Source organism: Actinoplanes sp. NPDC051537 (assembly GCF_055586105.1).
In genome coordinates this window covers 43,925-67,314 of the sequence record NZ_JBVJIU010000016.1, presented here as the reverse complement: position 1 = coordinate 67,314, position 23,390 = coordinate 43,925, and the positions used below count along the sequence as shown (strand labels likewise).

Below are 23,390 nucleotides of genomic sequence, written 5' to 3'. Positions count from 1 at the left end.
TCAGCTTCTCAGCGGACCGGAACCACCAGCGGGCCGTGGTCGCCCTCGATGACGCGTACCCGCACCCGGTAGTGCTTGGCCAGGTTGTCCTCGGTCAGCACCAGCCGGGGCGGGCCCGCGGCGACCACGTGCCCGGCGGCCAGCAGCACCATCCGGTCGGCGTACTCGCCCGCCGTGGTCAGGTCGTGCATGGTGGCGAGCACGGTGAGGCCGCGTTCGGCCCGCAGGCGGTCGACGAGCTCGAGCACCTCCTGCTGGTGTCCGATGTCGAGCGCGCTGGTCGGCTCGTCGAGCAGCAGGATGCGGGCGCCCTGGGCGAGGGCGCGGGCCAGGAAGACCCGCTGGCGCTCGCCGCCGCTGAGGGTGTCGAGCCGCCGGCCGGCGAATCGCTCGAGGTCGAGCTCGCCGAGGACCCCGTCGACGGTGGCGAGGTCGGCGGCCGACTCACGGCCGAGAGGCGCGACATAGGGCGTACGCCCGAGCAGCACATAGTCGACGACCCGCATAGCCGGCGGCACCACGGGCGTCTGCGCGACGGTCGCGATGGTCTTGGCCCGTTCCCGCCGATGCAGCTTCTCGACGGCGACGCCGTTCAGCTCGACGACGCCCTCGAACGGCAACAGTCCCCCGATGGCCCGCAGAGCCGTGGACTTCCCCGCCCCGTTGGGCCCGATGATGGTGACCCACTCCCCGGGCGCGACGTCGAGGTCGACCCCGTCGACGATGAGGGTCTTCTCCAATCGCACCCGGAGGTCGGCCACCCGGACCGCCTTCGCCCCTGCCACGCCCGCCTCGCCGTCTCGGACGCCCGCGCCGCCCTCCGGCCTTCCGACCACCGCGCCCACGCCGCCTTCCCGCACACCCGCGCGGCCCTCGGGATCGCCGGCCGCCTCGCCCGGGCCGCTTTGCGGCTCTTTGCCGGCCACGCTTTCCGGCACCTCACGGCTTTTCTCCCGGTCTGCGGGGCCGGCCGTCACGGCGCGGCCGTTCTCGTCGTGCGGAGCACCACGATGAAGAACGGCGCCCCGAAGAAGGCCGTCACCACGCCGATCGGGATCTCGGCCTGGCCGCCGGCCGTGCGGGCCAGCAGGTCGGCCAGGGCCAGGAACGCGCCGCCGAACAGCACCGACAGCGGGAGGATCGAGCGGTAGCTGGGCCCGGCCAGCAGCCGCATCGTGTGCGGGACGATGATGCCGACGAAGCCGATCAGGCCGGAAACCGAGACGGCCGCGGCCGTGCCCAGCGATGCCGCGACGATCAGCAGGTAGCGGCTGCGCTGCGGGTGCAGGCCGAGACCGGTCGCCTCCTCGTCGCCGACGGTCAGCACGTCCAGCTCGCGGCGCTGCGACAGCACGATCGCGCCGGTCACCGCCGCGTAGGGCAGGACCAGGAGCACGTCGTGCCAGCCCGCCGTGGCCAGACGGCCCAGCAGCCAGGAATAGACCTCGCGAAGCGTGTCCACGTGACGCTGCATGACGTACGTCTGAGCCGCCGCGAGAAACGACGAGACCGCGACCCCCGCCAGGATGAGGGTGGCCGGTGAGCGATCGCGGCCGCCGGCCGCGCCGAGAAGCCAGGTGAGCGCCACCGCGATGAGCGCGCCCGCGAAGGCCGCCACCGGCACCCCGAACGGCAGGTTGACGGTCGCGTCGCCGGTCGTGGACCGGACGGCGATCACCGCGGTCACCCCGAGCCCGGCGCCGGCCGCGACGCCGAGCAGATGCGGGTCGGCCAGCGGGTTGCGGAAGACGCCCTGGTAGGCGGCGCCGGCCATGGCCAGCATGCCGCCGACCAGCAGGCCCAGCACCACGCGCGGCAGGCGCAGCTCGGTGAGGATCGCGACCTCACGCTCGGTGAGGCCGCTGTGCAGGTGCACGCCCGGAATGAGGTTGAGCAGCTCGGCCGCGACGCCCGCCGGGGGCAGCGGGACCGAGCCGAACGCCAGGCCCGCGACCAGCGCGACCAGGACCGCGAGGATGCCGCCCGCGAGCCAGGCGGGGCGAAGGCCGGCGGCGCGGACCACCGCCGGCTTGGTCGGCCGCGCTTCGCGCAGGCCTGAGGTCACGCCGGGACCTTGGCCACCGCGTCGGCGACGGACTGGACCAGATCGACCGTACGCGGACCCCACCGTGACGCGATGTCATCATCGAGCGCGTAGATCTGGCCGCTCTTGACCGCCGTGATCGTCTTCCACCCCGAGCGCGCGCCGACCGTCTGCGCCGACTGCTGGCAGCACTTGCTGTCGGCCAGGAAGATCGTGTCCGGGTTCGCCTTGATCAGCGCTTCCGCGGAGAGCTGCGGGTAGCCGCCCTTGCCCCCGTCGGCGTCGGCCGGATCGGCCACATTGGTCATCCCGAACATCGCGAAGATCGACCCGATGAACGTCTTCGAGGTGACCGAGTACAGCGTCGGGTCGAGCTCGTAGTAGTAGCTCAGCGGCTTGGTGCGGGTGGGCACGCCCTTCACGATCTTGTCGATCTGGGTGACCATCTGCTGGTGCAGCGCCTCGGCCTCGGCCTGGTGCCCGGTGAGCGTGCCGAGCTCGCCGATCTCCTTGTACGTGTCGTCCATGCTGGCCGCCGCCGGCGTCAGGAACACCGGGATCTTGAGCTTGCCGAGCTGCGCCACGATCTTGTCGGTGTCGTTGGAGAGCACCACGAGATCCGGGTTCTTGGCCGCGATCGCCTCGGCGTTGGGCTTGAACCCCGACAAGTCCGTCTTGGGCGCTTTATCGGGATAGTTCGATTGATCGTCGACGGCTACGACCTGCGACCCGGCCCCGATCGCGAACAGCATCTCGGTCGCGGTCGGTGTGAGCGAGACGATCCGCTCGGGTTGGGCGTCGAGCTTGAGATCGCCGACGGTCACCGGATAGGACGCCGCACTGGCGGCCGCGCTGGGCGTGCTGGTGGAGCTCGCGGTGTCGTCGCCTCCCCCGCACCCGCCCGCGAACATCAGGGCGGCAACGGTCACGACCGCGGTGAGCACACGTTTCATCGAACTTCCTCCTGTCGGCCGGGCGCTTGGTGGTGCTTCGCCGACAGGACCCGGATCACCGGCCCGTCCGCGAGGCGCCCCTTCCCCGGGAGCGCTACTTCGCGACCGACACGCAGGCGACCTGGCTAGACCTCACCACGGAGGCATCACAGTTGCGGGACAGCGCCGGTTTCCCACCGGCTTCGCTGCGGCGCGGTCTCTCGAACGCTATCCCACCGCCACGACAGCGTTACGGCCGACGCCCCAGCCAGGCCGCACGCACTGCCGGACGGCATCGCTCTGCTTACCCATACGCGCCAGCCAGGCCGCGCGCCTCGCCGGACCGCATCGCTCTGCTTACCTATACGCGCCAGCCGGGGCGCACGCACTGCCGGACCGCATCGCTCTGCTTACCCATACGCGCCAGCCAGGCCGCGCGTATTGGTGAGCAGAGCAAAGGGCGCTGGGTTACTTCTTCTCCTGGGCCGGCTCGGCGACGGCCGCCTCCGGCTCGAGCTCGGCCGCGGTCGGCTCGATGGCGCGGTCGCGAGTGCCGGTGCTGTCGTCGGCGCGGTCGCGGGTGCCGGTGCTGTCGTCGGGGCGGCCGCGGGTGCTGATGCTGTCGGCGGCGCGGTCGCCCTCGGCGGCGGCCTCCTCGTCGCCGGCCAGGGCGGCTCGCAGGCGCTCCTTCTCGGCGGTTCGGCGGGACGCGGCGCCGGCCAGTTGCTCGCCCATCTTGTTGCGCCAGTCGGCCAGCAAGAAGTAGGAGAGGACGGCCGAGGCGACCAGGGCGATCATCGCCTTGATCAGGATGTTCAGCGGGAGCGGCAGGAGCAGCACGAAGAGCAGCACGAACAGGCCCAGGCGGCCGAGCGTGTACTTGACTGCGGGGTTCATTCTCTATCTCTCCCTAACCCGCTCGATGGCTGAGCCACCGCAGGCCGTAGAACCAGATCAGGCAATAGACGACCACGCACGCGCCGGCGCCGACGATGCCGCTGACCAGGGCCGGGAACGTGGGGGCGGCCAGCCCGGCGCAGGTCATGCCGGCGGTCACGCCGAAACCCGCGGCCAAAATCGCGACCACGAAGCGATAGGGCCCGGGGCCCGCGGCGCGGAACTCCTCGGTGAACAGCCACAGCGGAAGGATCAGCACCAGCCAGCCGCTCGTGTGGCCGAACTGGGAGACCCTGGTCAGCGACAGGATCCCCTCGAACGCGAGCAGCACCACGACACCGGTCACCAGGCCGGCGAGCGCGGTGCCCAGCAGATCGCCGATGGTGGCCAGGCGTCCGCTGGGGTCGCGGCGGGGGCGCCGCTCACTCTTGGTCTCGGTCATGACACCCCGAGGGTACGCCGTGCCGAGTCGTCCCTTTACGCCCAGACCTGCTGCGGCTCACTCCGCCGGTCGGCCAGCGACGTGGGCTTGTCGTACTCCCGGACGACCTCGTACCGCGTGTTGCGCTCGACCGGCTGGAAGCCCGCGTCCCAGATGAGGTGGAGCAGGTCGTCGCGGTGCATCGTGTTGGGCGTCCCGTAGGAGTCCGCGTCGTGGGTGATCTTGTACTCCACGACCGAGCCGTCTAGGTCGTCGACGCCGAAGTTCAGCGAGAGCTGGGCGACGGACAGGCCGTGCATGACCCAGAAGCACTTCACGTGCGGCACGTTGTCGAACATCAGACGGGAGACGGCGAAGGTCTTCAGCGACTCCGCGGGCGCGGCCATCGTCGTACGGGATTGAATCCTGTTTCTGATCTTGCCGTCCTGGGAGTCCACGAAGTCGTGCTGGTAGCGCAGGGGGATGAAGACGGCGAACCCGCCCGTCTCGTCCTGGAGCTCGCGCAGGCGCATGACGTGGTCGACCCGGTGCCGGCGCTCCTCGATGTGGCCGTAGAGCATGGTGGCCGGGGTCTTCATCCCCTTCTCGTGGGCGAGCCGGTGGATCCGCGACCAGTCTTCCCAGTGGCAGTTGTGGTCGACGATGTGCTGCCGGACCTCCCAGTCGAAGATCTCGGCGCCGCCGCCGGTCAGCGACTCGAGGCCGGCGTCCATCAGCTCGTCGAGGATCTCGGTGGCGGGCAGGCCGCTGATCTTCTCGAACCACTGGACCTCGGTGGCCGTGAAGCACTTGAGCTTGACGTTGGGCAGCGCCGCCTTCAGCTCGCGCAGCACCTTGGGGTAATAACGCCAGGGCAGCGTCGGGTGCAGGCCGTTGACGATGTGCAGCTCGGTGAGCTGCTCGTCCTCCATCTCCTTGGCCTTGCGCACGGCCTCGTCGATGCGCATCGTGTACGCGTCTTTTTCGCCCGGTTTACGCTGGAACGAGCAATAAGCGCAGCTGGCCGAGCAGACGTTGGTGAGGTTGAGGTGCCGGTTGACGTTGAACATCACCCGGTCACCGTTCATCTCGGTGCGCTTGTGGTGGGCGAGCCGGCCCAGCCACGCGAGATCGTCGGAGTCGTAGAGCGCGATGCCGTCCTCGCGACTCAGCCGCTCGCCGGCGTAGACCTTTGCCTCGAGCTCGCGCTTCAGTCCGGCATCCATGTGCGCCCCTTTCCTAACGTCGCCGTCGAGAGTACGACCCACCCCCGACAAGAACACGACTACTGTCGGTCCGAGCGGTCCAGCTCACGCCACCGTTCTCTTGATTCCCAGCTTTCTTTCACCACTGATCGATCGACACGCGTGTCATGGATGCGGTAAGCAGTTAGAGGGACACGAAGGAGCGACGGTCACACCCCCGACCGCCGCTACGGACGGGGAGCTCATGGCGACAGCACGGCACGCGGACCGTCAATACCGCGCGGCGCGCCCATGGTGGCGTCCCGCGCTGTATTCGGCTGCGGCGACGGCGGCCGTCGCGGCCCTGTTCAACCCCGTTCCGGCGCTGGCCGCGCCCAGCGTGCCGCAGGTTCCGATCGCGCCCGCCGTGCCCGACGTCGGCTCCCGGCCGATGGCGCTCGGCTCCCTCGTGATGCCCGGCCAGACCGCGACGACGACACCCACCACGACGACACCGGCCACCAGCATCATCGGCGCCGCCACCAGCCCGGTCCTCCAAAAGATCGAAAAAGGTCGCGCCGACATCGCGACGATGGGCGACCAGCTGATCCAGGTCGGCAGCGACCGTGATCTCGCGGTGACCCAGCAGCAGACCGCCGAGCAGAGATACACGAAGGCCGTCGACCAGCTGCAGGTCGCCCGGGCCGAGGCCGACAGCGCCGCCGCCCAGTCGATGATCGAGGCCGCGGCCCTGCCGCCCGGCGCGTTCGACCCGGGCCTGGCCGGCCTCGACGACCTCGCCCGCATGCAGCGCGGCGACCTCGGCACCGAGCAGGCCGCCGCCCGCCAGCTGGAGAACGCGGAGACCACCGTCCAGCTCGCGCTGGACGAGGACACGCTGGCCAAGCGGCACCACGAAGACCTGGTCACCAAATACACCGCGCTCAACACCCAGCTCGGTAAGAAGCAGGCAGCGCAGCAGGCTCTCGAGCTCGCGCACGCCGACGAGCTGAGCGCGGCCGAGTCCAGCGAGACCGCCGCCGACAGCCAGCTCGGCGCGCAGTACCTGGCGGGCAACGAGGCCGGGCGCGGCGCCGACCCGCGGGCCATCCAGGCTCTCGAGTACGCATTGGCCCAGCGCGGCGACCCGTATGTGTGGTCCGAGGAGGGCCCGGACAAGTACGACTGCTCCGGCCTGATGTACGCGGCGTATCACTCGGTCGGCTTCCCGCTCACCCGGGTGTCCCGCGACCAGTACTGGCAGACCCGTAACAAGGTCGTCGACCGCTACTCGCTGCTCCCCGGCGACCTGCTCTTCTTCAGCTACTCGAACAGCTGGCGCGGCATTCACCACGTCGCGATGTACGCGGGCGCCGGCATGATGGTCGAGGCCCCGCGCACCGGTCTCAACGTGCGGCTGACTCCGGTCCGCTGGACGCGGCTCTTCCAGGCGACCCGCGTGTTCGGCTCGGTCGAGGGCGCCACCGAGGGCCCGGTGCTCGGCCTGCCCGATCCCGACCCGGCCGACGACCCGACGACGACCACGCCCGACAACACGACGCCGACGAGCCCGACCGGCACGCCGGGTCACACGACGAAGCCGACCACTCCGGCCACGTCGAAGCCGACCACGTCGCCGACCACGCCCAGTACGTCGCCGACCACCAGCCAGCCGACGACGCAGCCGACGACCCCGGCGACCACCCAGCCGACCACGCCCGCGACCACACAGCCGACCACCCCGGCGACGACGAAGCCGACCACCACCACGCCGACGACCCCGGCGACCACCGCGGCCGCCACCACGCCGGCCGCGGAGGAGACCACCCCCGCTTCGGGAACGACGAGCGGCACGAACCCGTCGGACACCTCGGCCGCCGCGACCACCAACACCAGCTCGGCAAACGCGACCGAGGAGGCGACCACTTCGCCCTCGGCGTCGGCCGGTTGATCCGCTCTCGGCCGTCGACCGGGCGGTAAAAGATCGCCATTCCGGTGGTAAGGGACCGGCCGTGCGAGTGGCCGGGTTGGTGCCGGGTGTGCTCACGAGCGCGGATATGGCACGGTTAAAGGCAGCGTCCGGCGTCCCCGAACCGTCGGCGCGCGGTCGGGAGGGTTCATGGACGAGCGGCAGGCGACACCGGACGGCGACGGCACGAAGCCGGCTGCCGGTGACGACCAGGAGGAGTACGCCCCTCCGCCGCCCCCGGCCCCCGGCGCGCTCTGGGCGACCCCGGCCGCCGACAGGCCCTCGACTGGCCGCGCGGTAGTCGGAAAGCCGCCCGCAGCGCCCACATCCGGCTCTCCCGCCGCTTCCGCGCCCGTCTCGGGGCCGGGCGGTGCATCGCGCTCGATCAGCGGCTCAGCGTCCGTCTCAGGGCCCGGCAGCACCTCCCGCCCGATCAGTGGCTCCGCCCGCGTCGGCGAGCCCGGCACCGTCTCCCGCTCGGTGAGCGGCTCGGCGTCCGTCTCCGGGCCGGGCGGCACCTCGCGCTCGGTGAGCGGCTCCGCGCCCGTCTCCGGGCCGGGCGGCACTTCCCGCTCGGTGAGCGGCTCCGCGCCCGTCTCCGGGCCGGGCGGCACCTCGCGCTCGGACGACGGCTCCGCGCCCGTCTCCGGGCCTGGCGGCACCTCGCGCTCGGTGAGCGGCTCGGCGCCCGTCTCCGGGCCAGGCGGCACTTCCCGCTCGGTGACCGGCTCCGCGCCCGTCTCCGGGCCGGGCGGCACCTCGCGCTCGGACAATGGCTCCGCGCCCGGCGGCACCTCGCGCTCGGTTGGCGCCTCGGCGCCGGTTTCCGGGCCGGGTCGGGTCAGTGGCTCGGCGCGTCCGGTCAGCCCGGGTGGCGACGGCCTCGTGCCCGAGCTGGTCGACGATTCCTCGCGGGCGCTTCCGCCCAAGCCCGGCGCCGGGGCGGCTCGTGCCTCCGTGCCGGGGGCGATCAACGCCGACCCGGCGGCGGTACGGGCGGCGACGTGGCCGAGCGGCCAGGCGAACGTCTACGGCGGGCGGCCGGCCGAGTCGTCGGCTACCGACAAGCCCGCCGTGTCCTCCAAGTCGATCGGCTCGGCGACCGTCACGCCCCCCAAGTCCGACGCCGAGACCGCCAAGGCGCCGCTCGAGGCGACCGACCCCGAGCCGCCGCAGCCGAGCGACCCCAAGCCCGAGCCTTCGCGGCCCGAGCCTTCGCGCCCCGAGCCCGGTGACCCGACGCCCGCCGAGCCGGAGCCGGCCGAGCCGAAGCCCGGCGACCCGCACCCGGGCGAGCCCAAGCCGGAACCCAGGCCCGGCGAACCCAGGCCCGGCGAACCCAAGCCCGGCGAACCCAAGCCCGGCGAACCCAAGCCCGGCGAACCCAAGCCCGGCGAGCCGGAGCCGGAGCCCGAGCCGGGCAAGCCCGAGCCGCCGCACCCGGTGCCGGCGCCGCCGCGGCCCGAGCCGCCGAAGCGGCCCGGACCGTTCGAGCCCGCGCCCTTCCCGGGACCGAGTCCGTTCCCGGGGCCGTCGCCGTTCCCGGCGCCGAGCCCGACACCCGGCCCGACTCCAAACCCGACGCCGGGCCCGGCCCCTTCGCCGCCGGTGCCCAGCCCGATGCCGCCCGGCCCGGTGCCCCCGGGTCCCGGCCCGTCGCCGGTTCCGCCTGGCCCCGGTCCGTCTCCGGTTCCGCCCGGTCCCGGCCCGTCGCCGGTGCCCCCGGGTCCCGGCCCGAGCCCGGTGCCCGGTCCGCCCGGACCCAGCCCGGTGCCCGGTCCGCCGCAGCCGGTCTTTCCGCCGCCGCCGACGATCTCGTCGCGGTCGAGTCAGCCGACGACGGTTCAGCCCGCCGTGATGCCGCCGGCCGCCACCCAGCCGGTCGGTGGCGGCAGCGGACTTCCGGCGTACACGATGCCGCCCTCGACCCCCGCCAAGCCGGTGGCGAGTCCGCCGCAGAACCCGTTCGGGGTCGGCGGACCGGCCGCCATGACCCAGCCTTTCGGTGTGAATTCGGCGCCGACCGCGCAGGTCAGCCCGCCGCCGGCGTATCCGCCCGGGTTCGATCCGGCGGCCACGATGGCGGTACCGCAGCAGCGCGCCGGCACCGTCCCCGGCGACCCTGGCCTGGGCGGCACGGTCTATGGCACCGGCGGCTACCCGTCGATCGATACAACGATGCCCGTCTCTACCAACGCGGTGGAGAACTCCGGGTCGCTGACCGGCCACATCCTGGCTCAGGGCTGGCGTGACGAGATCGTCGACCGGCGCCGCGGCAACCTCAAGGTGGTCATTGCCATGCTGGTCGTGCTGGGTCTGCTGGTGACGGTGAGCGTCGTGTTCCTGCTCACCGCGGGCAGTGCCTTCACCGACATGATCTCGGGAATGTTCGGCTGAGTTTGTCGCTCCGCGTAATCACGCCTATCCTGGCGAGGTTGCCCCGAGGGGTGAGCCTGCCCACTGCGGGCACGGAATGCGGTCGGCGTGCCAAACGTTGAGCCGTACACTTATGACAGTTGTTGACGCGGCGTGCCTTTACGAAGCACGCCACGGGCGTTCTTGCGGGCATTACAGCGGCAGGCTCATGGCAGCCGCGGCGGGCCATTCGCGAGCATGCGCCCCCGTAGAGAGGTTCTCTTGACCACTTTCGCTGATCCCAGCACGTTCCCGTCCGTTTTCGAAACCCCCGCTACTGACGAGACTTCCCCGACCGAGGCTGTCGTGACCGAGGCTGTCGTGACCGAGGCCGACGCGAGCCCGGCCCCGGAGGCCGCCGCGATCGAGACGGCCGCGGTAACCGAGACGGCCGCGGTAACCGAGACGGCCGCGGTAACCGATACGGCCGCGGCGACCGAGCCGCCCGCCGCCACCGAGACGGCCGTCACTGAGACGCCCGCCACGGAGACGCCCGCCACCTCGGTCATGAGCTTCACCGACCTCGGCCTCCCCGGCGAGCTCGTGCGCGTGCTCACCCGCGAGGGCATCACCACCCCGTTCGAGATCCAGGCCGCGACGGTGCCCGACGCCCTCGCCGGCCGGGACGTTCTCGGCCGCGGCCAGACCGGCTCCGGCAAGACGCTGGCGTTCGGCCTGCCGCTGCTCGCCCGCGTCGCGCAGGGTGGCCGCGCCAAGCCGCACCACCCCAAGGCCCTGATCCTGGTGCCGACCCGCGAGCTGGCCATGCAGGTGGCCGACGCGTTGCAGCCGCTCGGCCGCTCCGTCGGCGTCTTCCTGAAGACCGCCGTCGGTGGCGTTCCGTACGACCGCCAGATGGACGCGCTGCGCCGCGGCGTCGAGGTCATCGTCGCCACCCCGGGCCGCCTCGGCGACCTGATCGAGCGGGGCGCCTGCAGCCTCGACGAGATCGAGGTCACGGTGCTCGACGAGGCCGACCAGATGGCCGACATGGGCTTCCTGCCCGAGGTCACCGAGCTGCTGGCCAAGACGCCCGAGCACGCGCAGCGCCTGCTCTTCTCGGCCACTCTCGACGGTGACGTCGACACCCTGGTCAAGCGGTTCATGCACGACCCGGTGACGCACTCGACCGCGCCCGTCGAGGCGAGCGTGTCCACCATGGACCACCACCTGCTGCTGATCCCGCCGCAGGAGAAGTTCCCGATCACCGCGGCCATCGCCAACCGGCAGGGCAAGACCATCGTCTTTGCCCGTACGCAGATGGGCGTCGACCGCCTGGTGGAGCAGCTCCGCCAGGTCGGCGTCCGGGCCGGCGCGCTGCACGGCGGCAAGACCCAGCGGGTCCGCACCCGCACGCTCGCCGAGTTCAAGGAGGGCCGCACCAGCGTCCTCGTGGCGACCGACGTCGCGGCCCGCGGCATCCACGTCGACGGCATCTCGCTGGTCGTGCACGTGGACCCGCCGAAGGACCCGAAGGACTACCTGCACCGTGCGGGTCGCACCGCCCGGGCCGGCGAGTCCGGCGGCGTGGTCACGCTCGTGCTGCCCAAGCAGCGCCGCAGCACCCAGGCCATGATGGGCCGGGCCGGCGTCGCGCCGGGCGAGGTGCGGGTGCGTCTCGGCGACGCCAAGCTCACCGAGATCACCGGTGCTCGCGAGCCCTCGGGCGTGCCCGTGGTCGACGAGCCGGAGCCCCGCCGCGAGCGTGGCGACCGTCCGCGTGGCCGCTTCGGCGACCGTCCGCAGCGTTCGTACGGTGACCGGCCGCAGCGCACCTACGGTGACCGCCCCCGCGGCGACCGTACGGACCGTGACCGCAGCTTCGGTGACCGTCCGCAGCGTTCCTACGGCGACCGTCCGCAGCGCCCGTTCGGTGAGCGAAGTGAGCGCACCGACCGCGGCGAGCGCACCGACCGCGGCGGCTTCGAGGGCCGCCCGGCCAGCGACCGCCCGGCCACCGACCGCCCGTTCACCGACCGCCCCCGTGGCGACCGCGGCTTCGCACCCCGCAACGGCGAGCGCTCGACCGGCTTCCGCCGGGACAACCCGCGCAACGACCGGCGCGACGGCACCTCGGGCCGCTTCGGCTCGGCGCGCCCCGCCCGCTCGTACTGACATCTGATCGCGAGTCATCCGGCCCCCTGCACCTGTGCAGGGGGCCGGAACTCTGTTGGAGAGCCGAATCGTCGGGTAGAGGTAGAGGCATGCCGCCGACGCCTGACTCGCTCTTCTGGGAACGACGCGACACCACCGGGTCCGAGCACGCCCTGATCGACGCGCGCACCGGCCTCTATGCCCGCGGAACGGCCCTGGCCGTCGACCCGATCCCGTACACCTGCCGCTACGAGCTCCGCACCGAGCCGGGCTGGTCCACGGCCCACCTGGACGTCACCGCCGAGGGCGCGGGCTGGATCCGCAGCGTCCGGCTCGAGCTGGCCGCGAACCGCTGGCGCGCCACCACCGCCGAGCAGGGCAACCTCGACGCGGTGCTCTCGGCCGCCGGGCACGCCGGCGCCGGGCTTCCGGGCATTGAGGACCCCGATCTCCTGTACGGGGCGTTCGACGTCGACCTCGGTGGATCACCCCTGACCAACACGCTGCCGATCCGCCGCCTCGGCCTGCTCAAGGCGGAACCCGGCGTCTCGCATCGGATCAGCGCCGCCTGGGTGCTCCTGCCCAGTCTCGAGGTCGTCCAGGCCGACCAGATCTACACCCCGCTCGGCGACAACCGCATCCGGTACGCGAGCGAGACGTTCAGCGCCGACCTCACCGTCGATGACGAGGGCTTCGTGGTCGACTATCCGGGACTGGCGCGCAGAGCCCAGTAAATCTCACCCGAGGCCCGGCTGCGGGCGGTTCTCCCACTTCGTCGACAGGGCGATCGCCGTACGCGTCGAGGCCACCCCCGGCGTGCGGTTGATGCGCACGATCAGCTGCTCCAGCTCGGCGATCGTCCCGACCCGCACGATCAGCTGGTACGACTCCACACCGGCCATGAAGTAGCAGCTCTCCACCTCGGGCATGGCGCGCAGCGCGGCGAGCACGTCGTCGGTGTCCGCCCCCGAGTCCTCGATGATGCCGATCAACGCCGTGACCCCGAGGCCGAGCGCGTCGTGGTCGACGTCGGCCCGGTAACCGCGGATGGTCCCGGCCGCTTCGAGCTTGCCGACCCGCTCGTGCACGGCCGGCGCCGACAGCCCGACCTTGCGGGCCAGCTCGGCGTACGACGAGCGCGCGTTCTCCCGTAGCAGGTCGATCAGCCGGAGGTCGATGGAGTCCATGGGTCAGACCCTAATCGGGTGGCAGATGGCTACTCACGCCCGGTAGCGACGAATCGGCGGCAGGATAACGATCACTGTCGCAATTAGGGCTTTTTCCGCATTCCAGGGACTCGGTTCCGGGGCAATGCTCTAATGGCTTTACGTCCCGATCGAGCACGCCGACACTCACCGTGATCACGGCCGCTCCAGAAGACCGACGCGAGGAGGGGGTTGTGGACACTGGAGATCGTCTGCTGACACCGGGCGAGGTGGCCGCGTTATTCCGCGTCGACCCCAAAACGGTCACGCGTTGGGCCGCCGCCGGGCGTATCGGCAGCATCCGGACTCCGGGTGGCCACCGCCGGTTCCGCGAGTCCGAGGTCCGCGCCCTCCTCGAGGGCGACGGCGTGGTCGAGGAGATGCGCGAGGACGACGCCGCTAATCGTCCCCGAAATGCGGGCCCCAGCAACCCTGGCATGGGTTACGGCCCACCGAATGGGTTGCGCTGAGCGTTCAGCTCGCCCTTCCACCGAGTCAAAAGCGTGTGCTGTACGCCGAGCGCGTCCAGCACCTTGCCCGCGACGAAGTCGATGAGCTGCTGAGCGGTCGCCGACGCCCCGGAGCCGTAGAACCCGGGGCTGGCCGGCAACACGACCACCCCGGCATCGAGAAGTCCGATCAGATGTTCCAGGTGACTGCGCGTCACGGGGGTCTCGCGCGGCACCACGACGACGCGCCGGCGTTCCTTGAGGTTCACCTCGGCGGCCCGCTGCAACAGGTCCTTCGAGAGACCGATGGCGATGCCGGCGCAGGCCGCGGTGCTGGCGGGCACGACCACCATCCCCTTCGCGGGATAGGAGCCGCTGCTCGGGCCCGCCGCCAGATCGCCGGCCGGCCAGTAGGCGAGGTCGCCCAGATCGCGCCCGAGCCAGGCGGCCACGTCGTCCTTCCAATGCGCGTCCCGTACGGTCGTGCCGGTCTCGTCGAGCAGGGTGAGCCGGGCGGCCCGGGAGATGACCAGGTCGACGGACTCGCCGGCGTCGAGGAGCGCGGACAGCACGGCCCGGGCATAGGGCGTGCCGGAGGCGCCCGAGACGCCGACGACCCATGGTTCACGCATGCCTCAAGTGTGCCCGCTAGTACCGCTCCAGCAGGTGCGATGCCGGGATGGCGGTGGTCACGGGCACCCAGGCCGAGGGCATCGACGGGTCGTTGACCTTGACCGAGTCCAGCATCTTGCGGAGCTCGCTCTGGCTCACCTGGGGGCCGACGACATCGAGCACGTACTTGCCGCCGGGCAGCGGACGGCCGCAGCTGCCGCCGTACAGCACCCCGTCGCGGCGATGGCCGTCGATGCAGCTGGTCTTGGTGGGCACCTCGGGCGACGACCGCTGGGACGGCGTGGCGATCCGGATGGATACGACCTTGGAGGCCTCGCCCTGCGAGTCCGGCGGCAGGCCATGGTCGGGCTGGCGCATGCGGGCCGCGGCCTGGGCGGCCGGCACGAAGGTGGCCGCGGAGGGCACCCCGCTGCTCAGGTCGGCAAAGACGTCGACGAGCGTGTAGTCGCCGGTCACGTAGCCGGTCGTGAAGGCCAGGCGGACCTCCGACACCCTTCCCCGGTCGAAGCCCTCGGCCACCTGCCTCAGCTCGGCGTCGGTCATTCCCCGCATGACGTGTGGCTCGATCAGGGCGAGCGCGTCGTCCGCGTACTCCCAGGCGATGTAGCGCTCGTTGGAGCCGCCCTGCTCGACGAAGAAGGCGTGCCGGCCGCGTACCGGCGCCGTGTCTTCCTCGGTTGGCGGTTGCTTGTTCCGGCTGAACGGGTCGACGCCGGGGCGGAAGACGTTGAGCCAGCCGACCACATCGGGCGAGCCCGCCTTCCGGATGGCCGCCATCTCGCCGCCGAGGTTCCAGCTGCTCGGGGCGGCGACCCGGAACGTGCCCGCCGAGTAGCCGCCGAACGAGTAGTGGACGGCCGAACCGGTCGGCGGCGTGGGTGCCGGTGTGGTGACGTGCGGCGTGACCGGCTGCGGCGCCGGATCGGCCCGGGTGACGATCTGGGGAACCCCGATCGCGACGGCTACCGCCGCCACGGCCCCGATCGCCCACCCGGCGTTCCGGCGGCGCACCCGGCGACGCCCGGCGGCCACGACATCGTCGACGTCGTACCGGGCCGGCGGCGCGTCCGTCCGCGCCTCGTTCAGCAGATCAGACAGCTGCTTCATGACGCCCCTCCCACCGGCCGTCGAGGATGCGGCGCATCGTGTCCAGGCCCCGCGACGTGTACGCCTTGACGGTCCCCTCCGGGCAGCGCAGGGCGGCGGCGGTCTGCTGCACGCTCAGCCCCTCGAGGAACCGCAGCACGAGGACGGCCCGCACCTTGGCCGGAAGTTGATCGAGCGCGGCCCGTACGTGCAGCCGGTCCTCGATCATGCCGGTGCGGTCGGGCACGGCCCGGTCGGGCAGCGCGGCGTGACTGTGCGCCTGTTCGCGCCGCCACCACGGCCGCCGGGTCTCGTCGATCGCGGCTCGCACCACGGCGGTCTTCGCGTACGCCTCGTGGTTGTCCACGCGCTGCCACCGCCCGTAGAGCTTGGCCAGGGCCCCGAGAACCGCGTCCTCGGCGACCTGCCAGTCCCCGCAGGTGAGGTAGGCGAGCCCGCGCAGCGAGTCCATCCGGGCGCTCACGAACTCCCGGAACTCGGCCTCTTTGTCGCTCACGCGGATTAGACGGAGATGACTGCCCCGCGGGTTACAACAGGGCCAGATCGAGGACGGCGAACAGGAAGAGCGCGATGCCGACGAAGCCGTTCGCCGTGAAGAACGCCCGGTTGACCTTCGACAGATCGGTCGGGGTGACGACCAGATGCTGGTAGATGAAGGCGGCCGCGGTCAGGGCCAGGCCGATCCACCAGAGCCAGCCGAGGCCGACGACCTGCCCGAACCAGACGAACAGGGCGAAGGTCACCACGTGCGTGACGGTCGAGATGTGCAGGGCGGTGCGGACGCCCCAGCGGGCCGGGGTCGAGTGCACGCCGATCTGCCGGTCGATCTCCACGTCCTGGCAGGCGTAGATGATGTCGAACCCGCCGATCCACAGGCCGACCGCGACGCCGAGCAGCCAGGCCGGCCCGGAGCCGTTGAACGTGCCGGTGATGCCGAGCCAGGCGCCGACCGGGGCGACCGCCTGGGCCAGGGCGAGCACGTAGTGCGGGTAGTTGGTGAAGCGCTTGGCGTAGGGGTAGACGACCAGCGGGATCACCGCGAGCGGGAACAGCACCAGGCAGAGCCAGTTGAGCAGGCCGGCCGCGACCGCCATGACGATCAGCGACACGACGGCGCCGGTCCAGGCGGTGCGGACGGCGACGGCGCCGGTGACGAGCTCGCGGTTGCGGGTGCGAGGGTTCTGGGCGTCGATCTTGCGGTCGAGGATGCGGTTGGCGGCCATCGCGAACGTACGCCCGGAGACCATCGCGATCGTGATCAGCAGCAGATCGACCCAGTGGATGCCGGTGTCCAGCCGATCGAGGGCGACGAGCGCCGACAGATAGGCGAACGGCAGCGCGAAGACGGAGTGCTCGATGGCGACCAGCCGCAGGAACGATTTGATCTTGCCCGGCTTTTCCGGGACCGCCGCCACCGCCGTCATATGCCGTATTCCTTCCAGCGCTTGTCCACGAGCGCGACCACCTCGCTCGACATGGCCATCTCTTCCGGCCAGCCGCGGCCGTAGCCCTCGGACGGCAGCTTACGGGTGGCGTCGATGCCCGCCTTACCGCCCCAGAACTGCTGGTAGGACGCGTGGTCGAGGTGGTCCACCGGGCCCTGGGTGACCAGCAGGTCGCGGTCGTAGTCGACGTTGCCGAAGGCCCGGAACGCGACCTCGGCGTAGTCGTGGACGTCGCAGTCCTCGTCGACGACCACGATGAGCTTGGTCAGCGACATGAGGTGGGCGCCCCAGATCGCGTTCATGATCTTTTGGGCGTGCTTCGGGTAGCGCTTGCGGATCGAGACGATCACGCAGTTGTGGAAGACGCCGGCGGCCGGCATGTCGTAGTCGACGATGTCGGGGATCAGCATGCGCAGCAGCGGCAGGAAGATGCGCTCGGTCGCCTTGCCGAGGCCGTGGTCCTCCTGCGGCGGCTTGGACGTGATGATCGAGTGGTAGATCGGCTTCTTCCGCTTGGTCATCGTCTCGATGTGCAGCACCGGGAACGGCTCGACCGGGGTGTAGAAGCCGGTGTGGTCGCCGAACGGGCCCTCGGGCCGGCGCTCGCCGGGCTCGAGGTAGCCCTCGAGGATCACCTGGGCGTGCGCCGGCACCTGGAGCGGGACGGTCAGGCAGTCGACCATCTCGACCCGCTCGCCGCGCAGGAAGCCGGCGAACAGGTATTCGTCGATGTCGGAGGGCAGCGGGGCGCTGGCCGCGTAGCTGACCACCGGGTCGCAGCCGATCGCCACCGCCACCGGCAGCCGCTCGCCGCGCCGCTCGGCGACCGCGTGGTGGGCCGTCGAGTCCTTGTGGATCTGCCAGTGCATGCCCAGCGTGTTTTTCGAGTGCTGCTGGAGGCGGTAGAGCCCGAGGTTGCGCTTGCCGGTCTCGGGGTGCTTGGTGTGGGTGAGACCGAAGTTGTGGAAGATGCCGCCGTCGCCGGGCCAGACCTGCAGGCCGGGCAGCAGGCCGAGGTCGACCTCGTCGCCCTTGAGCACCACCTCTTGGCACGGCGCCGTCTTGACCTTTTTCGGCGGGAGCGACTTGAGCTGCAGGGCCTTGCCGATGCCCTCGCGGATGCCGGACCAGCCGACCGGCAGCTCGGGCCGGATCAGCGCGCCGATCCGGTCGCCGATCTCGTCGAGTGACTCGACGCCGAGCGCCATGGCCATGCGCTTCTCGGTGCCGAACAGGTTGATCGCCACCGGCATGTCGCCGCGCGTGGGGCGCTCGAACAGCAGGGCCGGGCCGCCGGCCCGGACGGTGCGGGTGACCACCTCGCTGACCTCCAGCGTCGGGTCCACCGGGACGGTGACCCGGCGCAGCTCACCGGCCGCCTCGAGAGCGGCGAGGAAGCTCTGCAGATCGTCGAAGGGAAACCCGCGAGGTGCCATGCATCCAGTCTTCACCACCGGTACGACAGTTCGGCACCCGGGCGATCACCGTCACTAGCGATGTCCGATTCGAGTTGAGGTGACCGTGAAAGTCCGAAATCTTGCGCGTTGGTGCGGACTGGCGGCGGTCACGGTACTGCTGGCGGCAGGAGTCTCCGCCCCGCAAAGCATCGCGGCCGTGCAGAAGCTGCCGGCCTGTCCCGCCGGCCACGCCTCGACCCGGCCGCCGACCACCCCGGCCGGCCCGGCCACGCCCGGCGCCTGTCGCGCGTCCGGCCGGGTCCTCGAGTCCGGGGTGCAGCTCACCCGGCCCGAGCAGGCCGGCTTCACCCCGAGCGGCTACCACCACCTGGGCGCGAACTCGGCCGGCGAGTGGAGCGGCGTCTCCGGCCGCATCTCGGTGGTGGACGGCTCGATCCGGCCCGGCAGCTACGACTTCGTGGCCGGGCGCTTCATGGTCAAGCGGAACATGGGCGGCGGCCGCATCTCGTGGCTCGAGGCCGGCTGGGCACAGACCGGCTGGGCCGGGCCGCTGCGGCAGCACATCTACACGTTCAACACCAACACGCACACCTGGCAGTTCTACGACCAGTACGCGCTGCGGCCCGGCGACCGGGCCTGGATCGACCTGCACAGCGATCCGAGCGGCGTGTGGGGCGCCTGGCTGTGGTGGAACAATCGGTGGAACCTGCTCACCGCCCAGCGCCTGCCGATCGGGCCGGCCGCCTATGTCGAGCAGTACGTCGAGGTGCACGTCGACTCGGGCCGGCCGGCGCGGATCGACGTGCCCGAGGTGACCGTCGACAACGTGCAGCTGCGGCCCCCGGACGGCGGGGCGGCGCGCTACTGGCGGGACGACGTGCCGACGCTGACCGGCTACGACTCCGGGGAGCGGCAGATGACCGGCGGCTTCTGCCTGAACTGGGTGAACCGCTACGACACCTGGACGGCCGGCGACTGCCGCGACACCGCCAGCCCGACAAATCCGATAAATCCGGCAAGGATGAGCGCGGGCGCCGGGCCGAGCGCAGGCGCTGCGCCGAGCGCGAGCGCGGGGTCGAGCGCGGGCGCAGGGGCGGGGGCAGGAGCGGAGACCACTCCGGGCGCGGAGATCGGGCCAGGCACCGACCCGGCCTCGACCGACGCGCCGACCCCGGCCGTCGAGCCGACACAAAGCGCCCAGCCGGCGACGACGACGTCACCGCCACCGTCCCTGCTCGGCGGCCTGCTCAGCGACAGCAACTACCCGAGGGCTACATCCCGCCCGCGTTGGCGTACGAGTGGAAGCCGCTGAAGAAGAGGTTGACGCCGAACAGGTTCATCAGCATGGTCGCGAAGCCGAGCAGCGCGATCCACGTGGCGACGTTCCGCTTCACGCTGGGCGTCGCCCGGGCGTGCAGGTAGCAGGCGTAGACGACCCAGGAGATGAATGCCCAGACCTCCTTGGGGTCCCAGCCCCAGTAGCGGCCCCAGGACGCCTCGGCCCAGATCGGCCCGGCGATCAGCGCGCCGAACGTGAACAGCGGGAACGCGAACGCGTGCAGGCGGAAGGTGAGCCGCTCGAGCAGGACCGCCTCCGGCATGTTGCGGCCGAGCGAGTACGGGAAGCGGCGCTTGCCCTTGTCGTGCCCGTCGCGGATCAGGAACATCGCGGCCGGCACCGCGCCGATCAGGAAGATGCCGGAGCCGATGATGACCGTCGAGACGTGGATGATGAACCAGTACGAGTGCAGGGCCGGCACCAGCGGACCCACCGGGGTGTACGCGATCATCCCGGCCGCGCCGAGCATCAGCACCAGCGCGAGCGACACGAACAGGCCGATGTGCCGCACGGCCGGGCGCCGCAGCAGCACGCCGGCCCAGACCGCCGAGCCGACGAAGGTGGCCGACAGGATGTACTCGTACATGTTGCCCCACGGCATCCGGTCGGCCGCGACGCCGCGGGTGACCAGGGTGGCGAGGTGCAGCGCGAGGGCGATGAGGTTGACGCCGACCGCGGCGTACCCGATGAGCTCGGCGCGGCGGTTGACGACGACCGGCGGCTCGACCGGGAGATCGTCGGGAACGGAGTCGGCGGGGGCGCCCGCGCCGACGAGCTGGCGCGCCGGGCGTACGGCCGCCCGCCCGATCCTGCTCTTCGTGCCGAAGGAGTAGTCGACGGCGTACAGCACCATCGCGGCCAGATAGGCCAGCACGGTGAACGCCATCAGCTGGTTCGACAACTCCGCCATCAGGATTTCCCTTCCTCGGCGGCCTTCACCAACGCCGCGAACTCATCGGCGAAACCGGGATAGTCGGTGCGCGGGAGACCACCGGCCGTCAACAACGTACCGCCGGACGCCTCGGACGAAGCGGGCAGGGCGCGGAACCAGACCCGGCGGCGGTGCCCGAAGAGCGACAGCGTCAGCCCGAGCAGGCCCAGCGCCGCCCCGGCCAGCACCAGCGTCTGGGTCGGGTCATAGCGGATCGACAGCGTCGCGTACGGCCGGGTGCCCATGAACTCGAGCTTGGTGCCGTCGTCCAGGGTCCAGGCGTCGCCGATCTTGAGCTCGTGCGGCCGGGTCCCGCTCACGTTCTTGAGGTCGCCGGTCGCGATCTGCCCCTGGTCGAGCGAGTAGACCGACCCCGGCGTGCCGACGTCGAGCCCGAGGTCGCCGCGGTACGCCGTGAGGAACAGCGCCGGCGCGTTCTCGGCCGGGAACGACGAGGTCGCGCTGCCGTCGGTGGGCGTGGTGGGCAGGTATCGCCCCTCGAAGCCCATCTGCAGCCCAGGGTGCCGCTTGTCGGTCTTGGGGTCGATGTTCACGTCCGGGAACTGCGCGACGCCCTCGCTCGTGAACATGCCGTCGACGGGCAGGAACGGCACCGTCTTGGTCTGGCTGGCGCCGAACCGGTCGGTGTAGCGCAGCGTGATCGCATAGCCGTGACCGATCAGGTGCACGTTCGCCCCGTGCAGCCGCAGCGGGTCGTTGACGGTGAACTTGCGTACCTGGTCGGCGCCGTTGTCCTCGGAGACCGCGACCGTGGCCGAGAACGTCTTCGGCTGGCCGGTGCTCTGGTAGGTGACGTCGAACTTGTTCAGCGTGAGGCAGAAGTTCGGCAGGTCGGCGGCGTCGACGCGGGGCCCGAGCGTGGAGTCGTCGTACTGCGCGAGGATGTCGCAGAACCCCTGGTCGGCGCCCGCCACCAGGATGCGGTTGCCGTTCCACCCGTACCAGTGCCCGAAGCCCACCCCGATCAGGACCGCGAGCAACGCGAAGTGGAAGAGCAGGTTTCCGGTCTCCTTGAGGTAGCCCTTCTCGGCCGAGACCGTCCAGCCGCCGTCCTTCTGCTCGCGGACGCGGGTGCGGAACCGGCGTTTGCGCAGTATGCGCGCTACGTCGGCGGCGGTTGCCGTTGATACGGACAAATCACTTGAAAAAGGCAGACGCCCGAATCGGCTCGGCGCCTCGGGCGGGGCCTGCCGCAGTGCCCGGGCGTGGTCACGCAGGCGGGGCACCACGCAGCCGATCAGCGAAACGAACAGCAGCAGGTAGATCGCGGCGAACCAGGGCGATCCGTAGACCTCGAAGCCGCCGAGACGTTCCAGCCAGGGCGAGAGCTTCGGGTGGGCGGCGTAGTACTCGGTGACGCGCTGCGAGTCGACCGCGCGCTGCGGAAAGATCGAGCCGGGAATCGCGGCCACCGCGAGCAGGAAGAGCAGCACCAGCGCCGTACGCATGCTGGTGAGTTGGCGCCACGAGTTGCGCAGGAAGGCCCACAGCCGGTTGATCCGCCTCGGCGGAGGCGCGGCGGGCGGCGCGGGACGTTCCTCGACCACGGTCACAGCGGCATCTCCTGACCGAAGTCGAAGGTGGTCAGCAGCCACACCAGGAAGTGGTTCCACCCGCCGGTGACCAGCGCGATCCCGACCAGGATCAACAGCACCCCGCCGATCCGGGTGACCCAGCGGCTGTTGCGGCGGATCGCCCGGAAGACCCCGAGCAGGCGCCGGAAGAACAAACCGAAGATCACAAACGGCAGACCGAGGCCGAGACTGTACGCGAGGGACAGCGTCACGGCCCGGCTGGTCTGCCCGCTCGTGGTCGCCAGGGCGGCCACCACCGTCAGCGTCGGTCCCGTGCAGGGCAGCCAGGAGAGCGCGAAGATCGCCCCGAAGACGGGCGCCCCGACCAGCCCGGCCGTCGGCAGCTTGCTGATCCGCACCTCGCGCTGGAGCCCCGGGATCCAGCCCAGGTAGCCGAAGCCGAGCACGATGACCAGCACGCCGAGCACCACGTTGAGCAGGTCCTGGTGTGACTTGAGGGCGAAGCCGATGTTCGCCACCAGGGTCAGCAGCAGGGTGAAGACGACCGAGAAACCGAGCACGAAGAGGCTGGTGCCGGCCAGGACGCGGCCGTTGACCCGGGTCTTCACCGCTACCGAACCCTCGGCCGGCGTTTCCGCGTCGAGGTCGGAGCCGGCCAGGCCGGTCACGTACGACAAATAGCCCGGCACCAGCGGCAGCACGCACGGCGACAGGATGCTGACCAGGCCCGCGATCGCCGCGACACCGATGGCCAGCAGCAGCGGGCCGGTGCCGGCGATCGAGGCGAAATGCGCGCCCATCAGCCCGTGGCCTCCGCCACCTTCTCCACCAGCGGCTGGAGCTCGGTGTGCGTCGTGGCGGCGCGCAGCGCGACCGCGATCCGGCCCTGCCGGTCGAGGATCAGCGTCTGCGGGGTGCTGGTCTGGGTGACGTCGAACTTCAGCGCGACCTTGCCGCTGAAGTCGTAGATGCTCGGGTACGTGACCCGGCCGCGCTCGAATGCCCGGGCCGAGTCTTTGTCGTCGCGCGAGTTGATGCCGATGAACGAGACGCCCTTGGCCTTGGTCGCCTGGTAGGTCTGCTCGAGGTCGTCGGCCTCGGCCCGACACGGCGCGCACCACGAGCCCCAGAAGTTGACCACGACGACCTTGCCCTTGTCCTGGGCGATGTCGTAGGTGCCGCCGTCGAGCAGATCGCCGGTCACCTCCTTGACCTGCGGCCGCTGGTCGGGCGCGCACTCGACCACGGTGCCCGTGGTGGTGCACTTCTTGGCCCAGTTCTCGCCGCCGCAGGCCGCCAGGGCGGGCACCGCAAGGGCGGCGACGGCCAGGACTCCGGCGAGGCGGCGCAT

The 23,390-nt window shown here is 71.2% G+C and carries 23 protein-coding genes and 1 riboswitch; of the genes, 6 read left to right on the top strand and 17 right to left on the bottom strand.

What is annotated here, in order from left to right:
- Positions 1–8: 8 nt before the first annotated feature.
- The 6 genes from ACZ6TB_RS34250 to mqnE all read right to left on the bottom strand — a co-directional run bounded on the left by ACZ6TB_RS34250 (position 9) and on the right by mqnE (position 5,520).
- A complete protein-coding gene (locus tag ACZ6TB_RS34250; protein WP_465561946.1) occupies positions 9–785 on the bottom strand; it encodes an ABC transporter ATP-binding protein in 777 nt (258 codons plus the stop codon).
- Between the two features lie 188 nt (positions 786–973).
- Entirely contained in the window at positions 974–2,065 is a 1,092-nt protein-coding gene (locus ACZ6TB_RS34245; protein WP_465561617.1) for a FecCD family ABC transporter permease, read from the bottom strand.
- A complete protein-coding gene (locus ACZ6TB_RS34240) occupies positions 2,062–2,997 on the bottom strand; it encodes an ABC transporter substrate-binding protein (protein ID WP_465561615.1) in 936 nt (311 codons plus the stop codon). The genes ACZ6TB_RS34245 and ACZ6TB_RS34240 overlap by 4 nt, the downstream gene beginning before the upstream one ends.
- 120 nt (positions 2,998–3,117) lie before the next feature.
- Positions 3,118–3,178: riboswitch (cobalamin riboswitch) on the bottom strand.
- A 266-nt stretch (positions 3,179–3,444) separates the two neighbouring features.
- On the bottom strand, positions 3,445–3,873 hold the full coding sequence (locus ACZ6TB_RS34235; RefSeq protein ID WP_465561613.1) for a DUF4229 domain-containing protein: 429 nt from the start codon (positions 3,871–3,873) through the stop codon (positions 3,445–3,447).
- A 13-nt stretch (positions 3,874–3,886) separates the two neighbouring features.
- Complete coding sequence (locus tag ACZ6TB_RS34230; RefSeq protein ID WP_465561611.1) at positions 3,887–4,315, bottom strand: hypothetical protein; 429 nt, start codon at positions 4,313–4,315, stop codon at positions 3,887–3,889.
- Between the two features lie 35 nt (positions 4,316–4,350).
- Entirely contained in the window at positions 4,351–5,520 is a 1,170-nt protein-coding gene (gene mqnE, locus ACZ6TB_RS34225; protein WP_465561609.1) for an aminofutalosine synthase MqnE, read from the bottom strand.
- 223 nt (positions 5,521–5,743) lie between these two features.
- Here mqnE and ACZ6TB_RS34220 point away from each other — a divergent pair, with 223 nt between their 5' ends.
- A complete protein-coding gene (locus ACZ6TB_RS34220) occupies positions 5,744–7,429 on the top strand; it encodes a C40 family peptidase (protein WP_465561608.1) in 1,686 nt (561 codons plus the stop codon).
- A gap of 92 nt (positions 7,430–7,521) precedes the next feature.
- Here the strand turns inward: ACZ6TB_RS34220 and ACZ6TB_RS34215 are convergent, their stop codons facing one another.
- Positions 7,522–8,220, bottom strand: coding sequence for a hypothetical protein (locus ACZ6TB_RS34215; protein WP_465561606.1), 699 nt, complete (start codon positions 8,218–8,220; stop codon positions 7,522–7,524).
- A 112-nt stretch (positions 8,221–8,332) separates the two neighbouring features.
- On the opposite strand from ACZ6TB_RS34215, the gene ACZ6TB_RS34210 reads away from it, so the two are divergent.
- The 3 genes from ACZ6TB_RS34210 (at position 8,333) to ACZ6TB_RS34200 (ending at position 12,690) form a co-directional block, all read left to right on the top strand.
- Positions 8,333–9,844, top strand: coding sequence for a hypothetical protein (locus ACZ6TB_RS34210; protein WP_465561605.1), 1,512 nt, complete (start codon positions 8,333–8,335; stop codon positions 9,842–9,844).
- Positions 9,845–10,369: 525 nt separating this feature from the next.
- A complete protein-coding gene (locus tag ACZ6TB_RS34205; protein ID WP_465561944.1) occupies positions 10,370–11,977 on the top strand; it encodes a DEAD/DEAH box helicase in 1,608 nt (535 codons plus the stop codon).
- Between the two features lie 89 nt (positions 11,978–12,066).
- Positions 12,067–12,690: a putative glycolipid-binding domain-containing protein gene (locus ACZ6TB_RS34200; protein WP_465561603.1), complete on the top strand. Its 624-nt coding sequence runs from the start codon at positions 12,067–12,069 to the stop codon at positions 12,688–12,690.
- A 3-nt stretch (positions 12,691–12,693) separates the two neighbouring features.
- Here ACZ6TB_RS34200 and ACZ6TB_RS34195 read toward each other — a convergent pair whose 3' ends face one another.
- A complete protein-coding gene (locus ACZ6TB_RS34195) occupies positions 12,694–13,143 on the bottom strand; it encodes an Lrp/AsnC family transcriptional regulator (protein ID WP_465561601.1) in 450 nt (149 codons plus the stop codon).
- A gap of 212 nt (positions 13,144–13,355) precedes the next feature.
- Between ACZ6TB_RS34195 and ACZ6TB_RS34190 the strand changes: the two genes are divergently transcribed.
- A complete protein-coding gene (locus ACZ6TB_RS34190) occupies positions 13,356–13,631 on the top strand; it encodes a BldC family transcriptional regulator (RefSeq protein WP_026206443.1) in 276 nt (91 codons plus the stop codon).
- Here ACZ6TB_RS34190 and ACZ6TB_RS34185 read toward each other — a convergent pair.
- Genes ACZ6TB_RS34185 through ACZ6TB_RS34165 form a run of 5 tightly spaced genes read right to left on the bottom strand, consistent with a single transcriptional unit; the run spans position 13,604 to position 18,231 of the window.
- Positions 13,604–14,242 carry a UbiX family flavin prenyltransferase gene (locus ACZ6TB_RS34185; protein WP_465561599.1) on the bottom strand — a complete coding sequence of 213 codons (639 nt, stop codon included), beginning with the start codon at positions 14,240–14,242 and terminating at the stop codon, positions 13,604–13,606. The two genes, ACZ6TB_RS34190 and ACZ6TB_RS34185, sit on opposite strands and share 28 nt — an antisense overlap.
- A 16-nt stretch (positions 14,243–14,258) precedes the next feature.
- On the bottom strand, positions 14,259–15,350 hold the full coding sequence (locus tag ACZ6TB_RS34180) for a hypothetical protein (protein WP_465561597.1): 1,092 nt from the start codon (positions 15,348–15,350) through the stop codon (positions 14,259–14,261).
- Positions 15,334–15,846, bottom strand: a complete 513-nt coding sequence (locus ACZ6TB_RS34175) for a SigE family RNA polymerase sigma factor (RefSeq protein ID WP_465561595.1) — start codon at positions 15,844–15,846, stop codon at positions 15,334–15,336. The genes ACZ6TB_RS34180 and ACZ6TB_RS34175 overlap by 17 nt, the downstream gene beginning before the upstream one ends.
- Before the next feature lie 31 nt (positions 15,847–15,877).
- On the bottom strand, positions 15,878–16,774 hold the full coding sequence (gene mqnP / locus ACZ6TB_RS34170) for a menaquinone biosynthesis prenyltransferase MqnP (RefSeq protein ID WP_465561593.1): 897 nt from the start codon (positions 16,772–16,774) through the stop codon (positions 15,878–15,880).
- On the bottom strand, positions 16,771–18,231 hold the full coding sequence (locus ACZ6TB_RS34165) for a menaquinone biosynthesis decarboxylase (RefSeq protein WP_465561591.1): 1,461 nt from the start codon (positions 18,229–18,231) through the stop codon (positions 16,771–16,773). The genes mqnP and ACZ6TB_RS34165 overlap by 4 nt, the downstream gene beginning before the upstream one ends.
- 178 nt (positions 18,232–18,409) lie before the next feature.
- Between ACZ6TB_RS34165 and ACZ6TB_RS34160 the strand changes: the two genes are divergently transcribed.
- The gene (locus ACZ6TB_RS34160; protein WP_465561589.1) at positions 18,410–19,525 is read left to right on the top strand and encodes a hypothetical protein; all 1,116 of its coding nucleotides are present in this window, start codon (positions 18,410–18,412) and stop codon (positions 19,523–19,525) included.
- Here ACZ6TB_RS34160 and ccsB read toward each other — a convergent pair.
- From ccsB to ACZ6TB_RS34140, 4 genes are read right to left on the bottom strand one after another with little or no spacing between them, the layout of a single operon-like run.
- Positions 19,485–20,462: a c-type cytochrome biogenesis protein CcsB gene (ccsB, locus tag ACZ6TB_RS34155; RefSeq protein WP_465561587.1), complete on the bottom strand. Its 978-nt coding sequence runs from the start codon at positions 20,460–20,462 to the stop codon at positions 19,485–19,487. The two genes, ACZ6TB_RS34160 and ccsB, sit on opposite strands and share 41 nt — an antisense overlap.
- On the bottom strand, positions 20,462–22,057 hold the full coding sequence (gene resB / locus ACZ6TB_RS34150; RefSeq protein WP_465561585.1) for a cytochrome c biogenesis protein ResB: 1,596 nt from the start codon (positions 22,055–22,057) through the stop codon (positions 20,462–20,464). The genes ccsB and resB overlap by 1 nt, the downstream gene beginning before the upstream one ends.
- Positions 22,054–22,839 carry a cytochrome c biogenesis CcdA family protein gene (locus ACZ6TB_RS34145; protein WP_465561584.1) on the bottom strand — a complete coding sequence of 262 codons (786 nt, stop codon included), beginning with the start codon at positions 22,837–22,839 and terminating at the stop codon, positions 22,054–22,056. The genes resB and ACZ6TB_RS34145 overlap by 4 nt, the downstream gene beginning before the upstream one ends.
- Complete coding sequence (locus tag ACZ6TB_RS34140) at positions 22,839–23,390, bottom strand: TlpA family protein disulfide reductase (RefSeq protein WP_465561582.1); 552 nt, start codon at positions 23,388–23,390, stop codon at positions 22,839–22,841. Before ACZ6TB_RS34140 ends, ACZ6TB_RS34145 begins: the two co-directional genes overlap by 1 nt.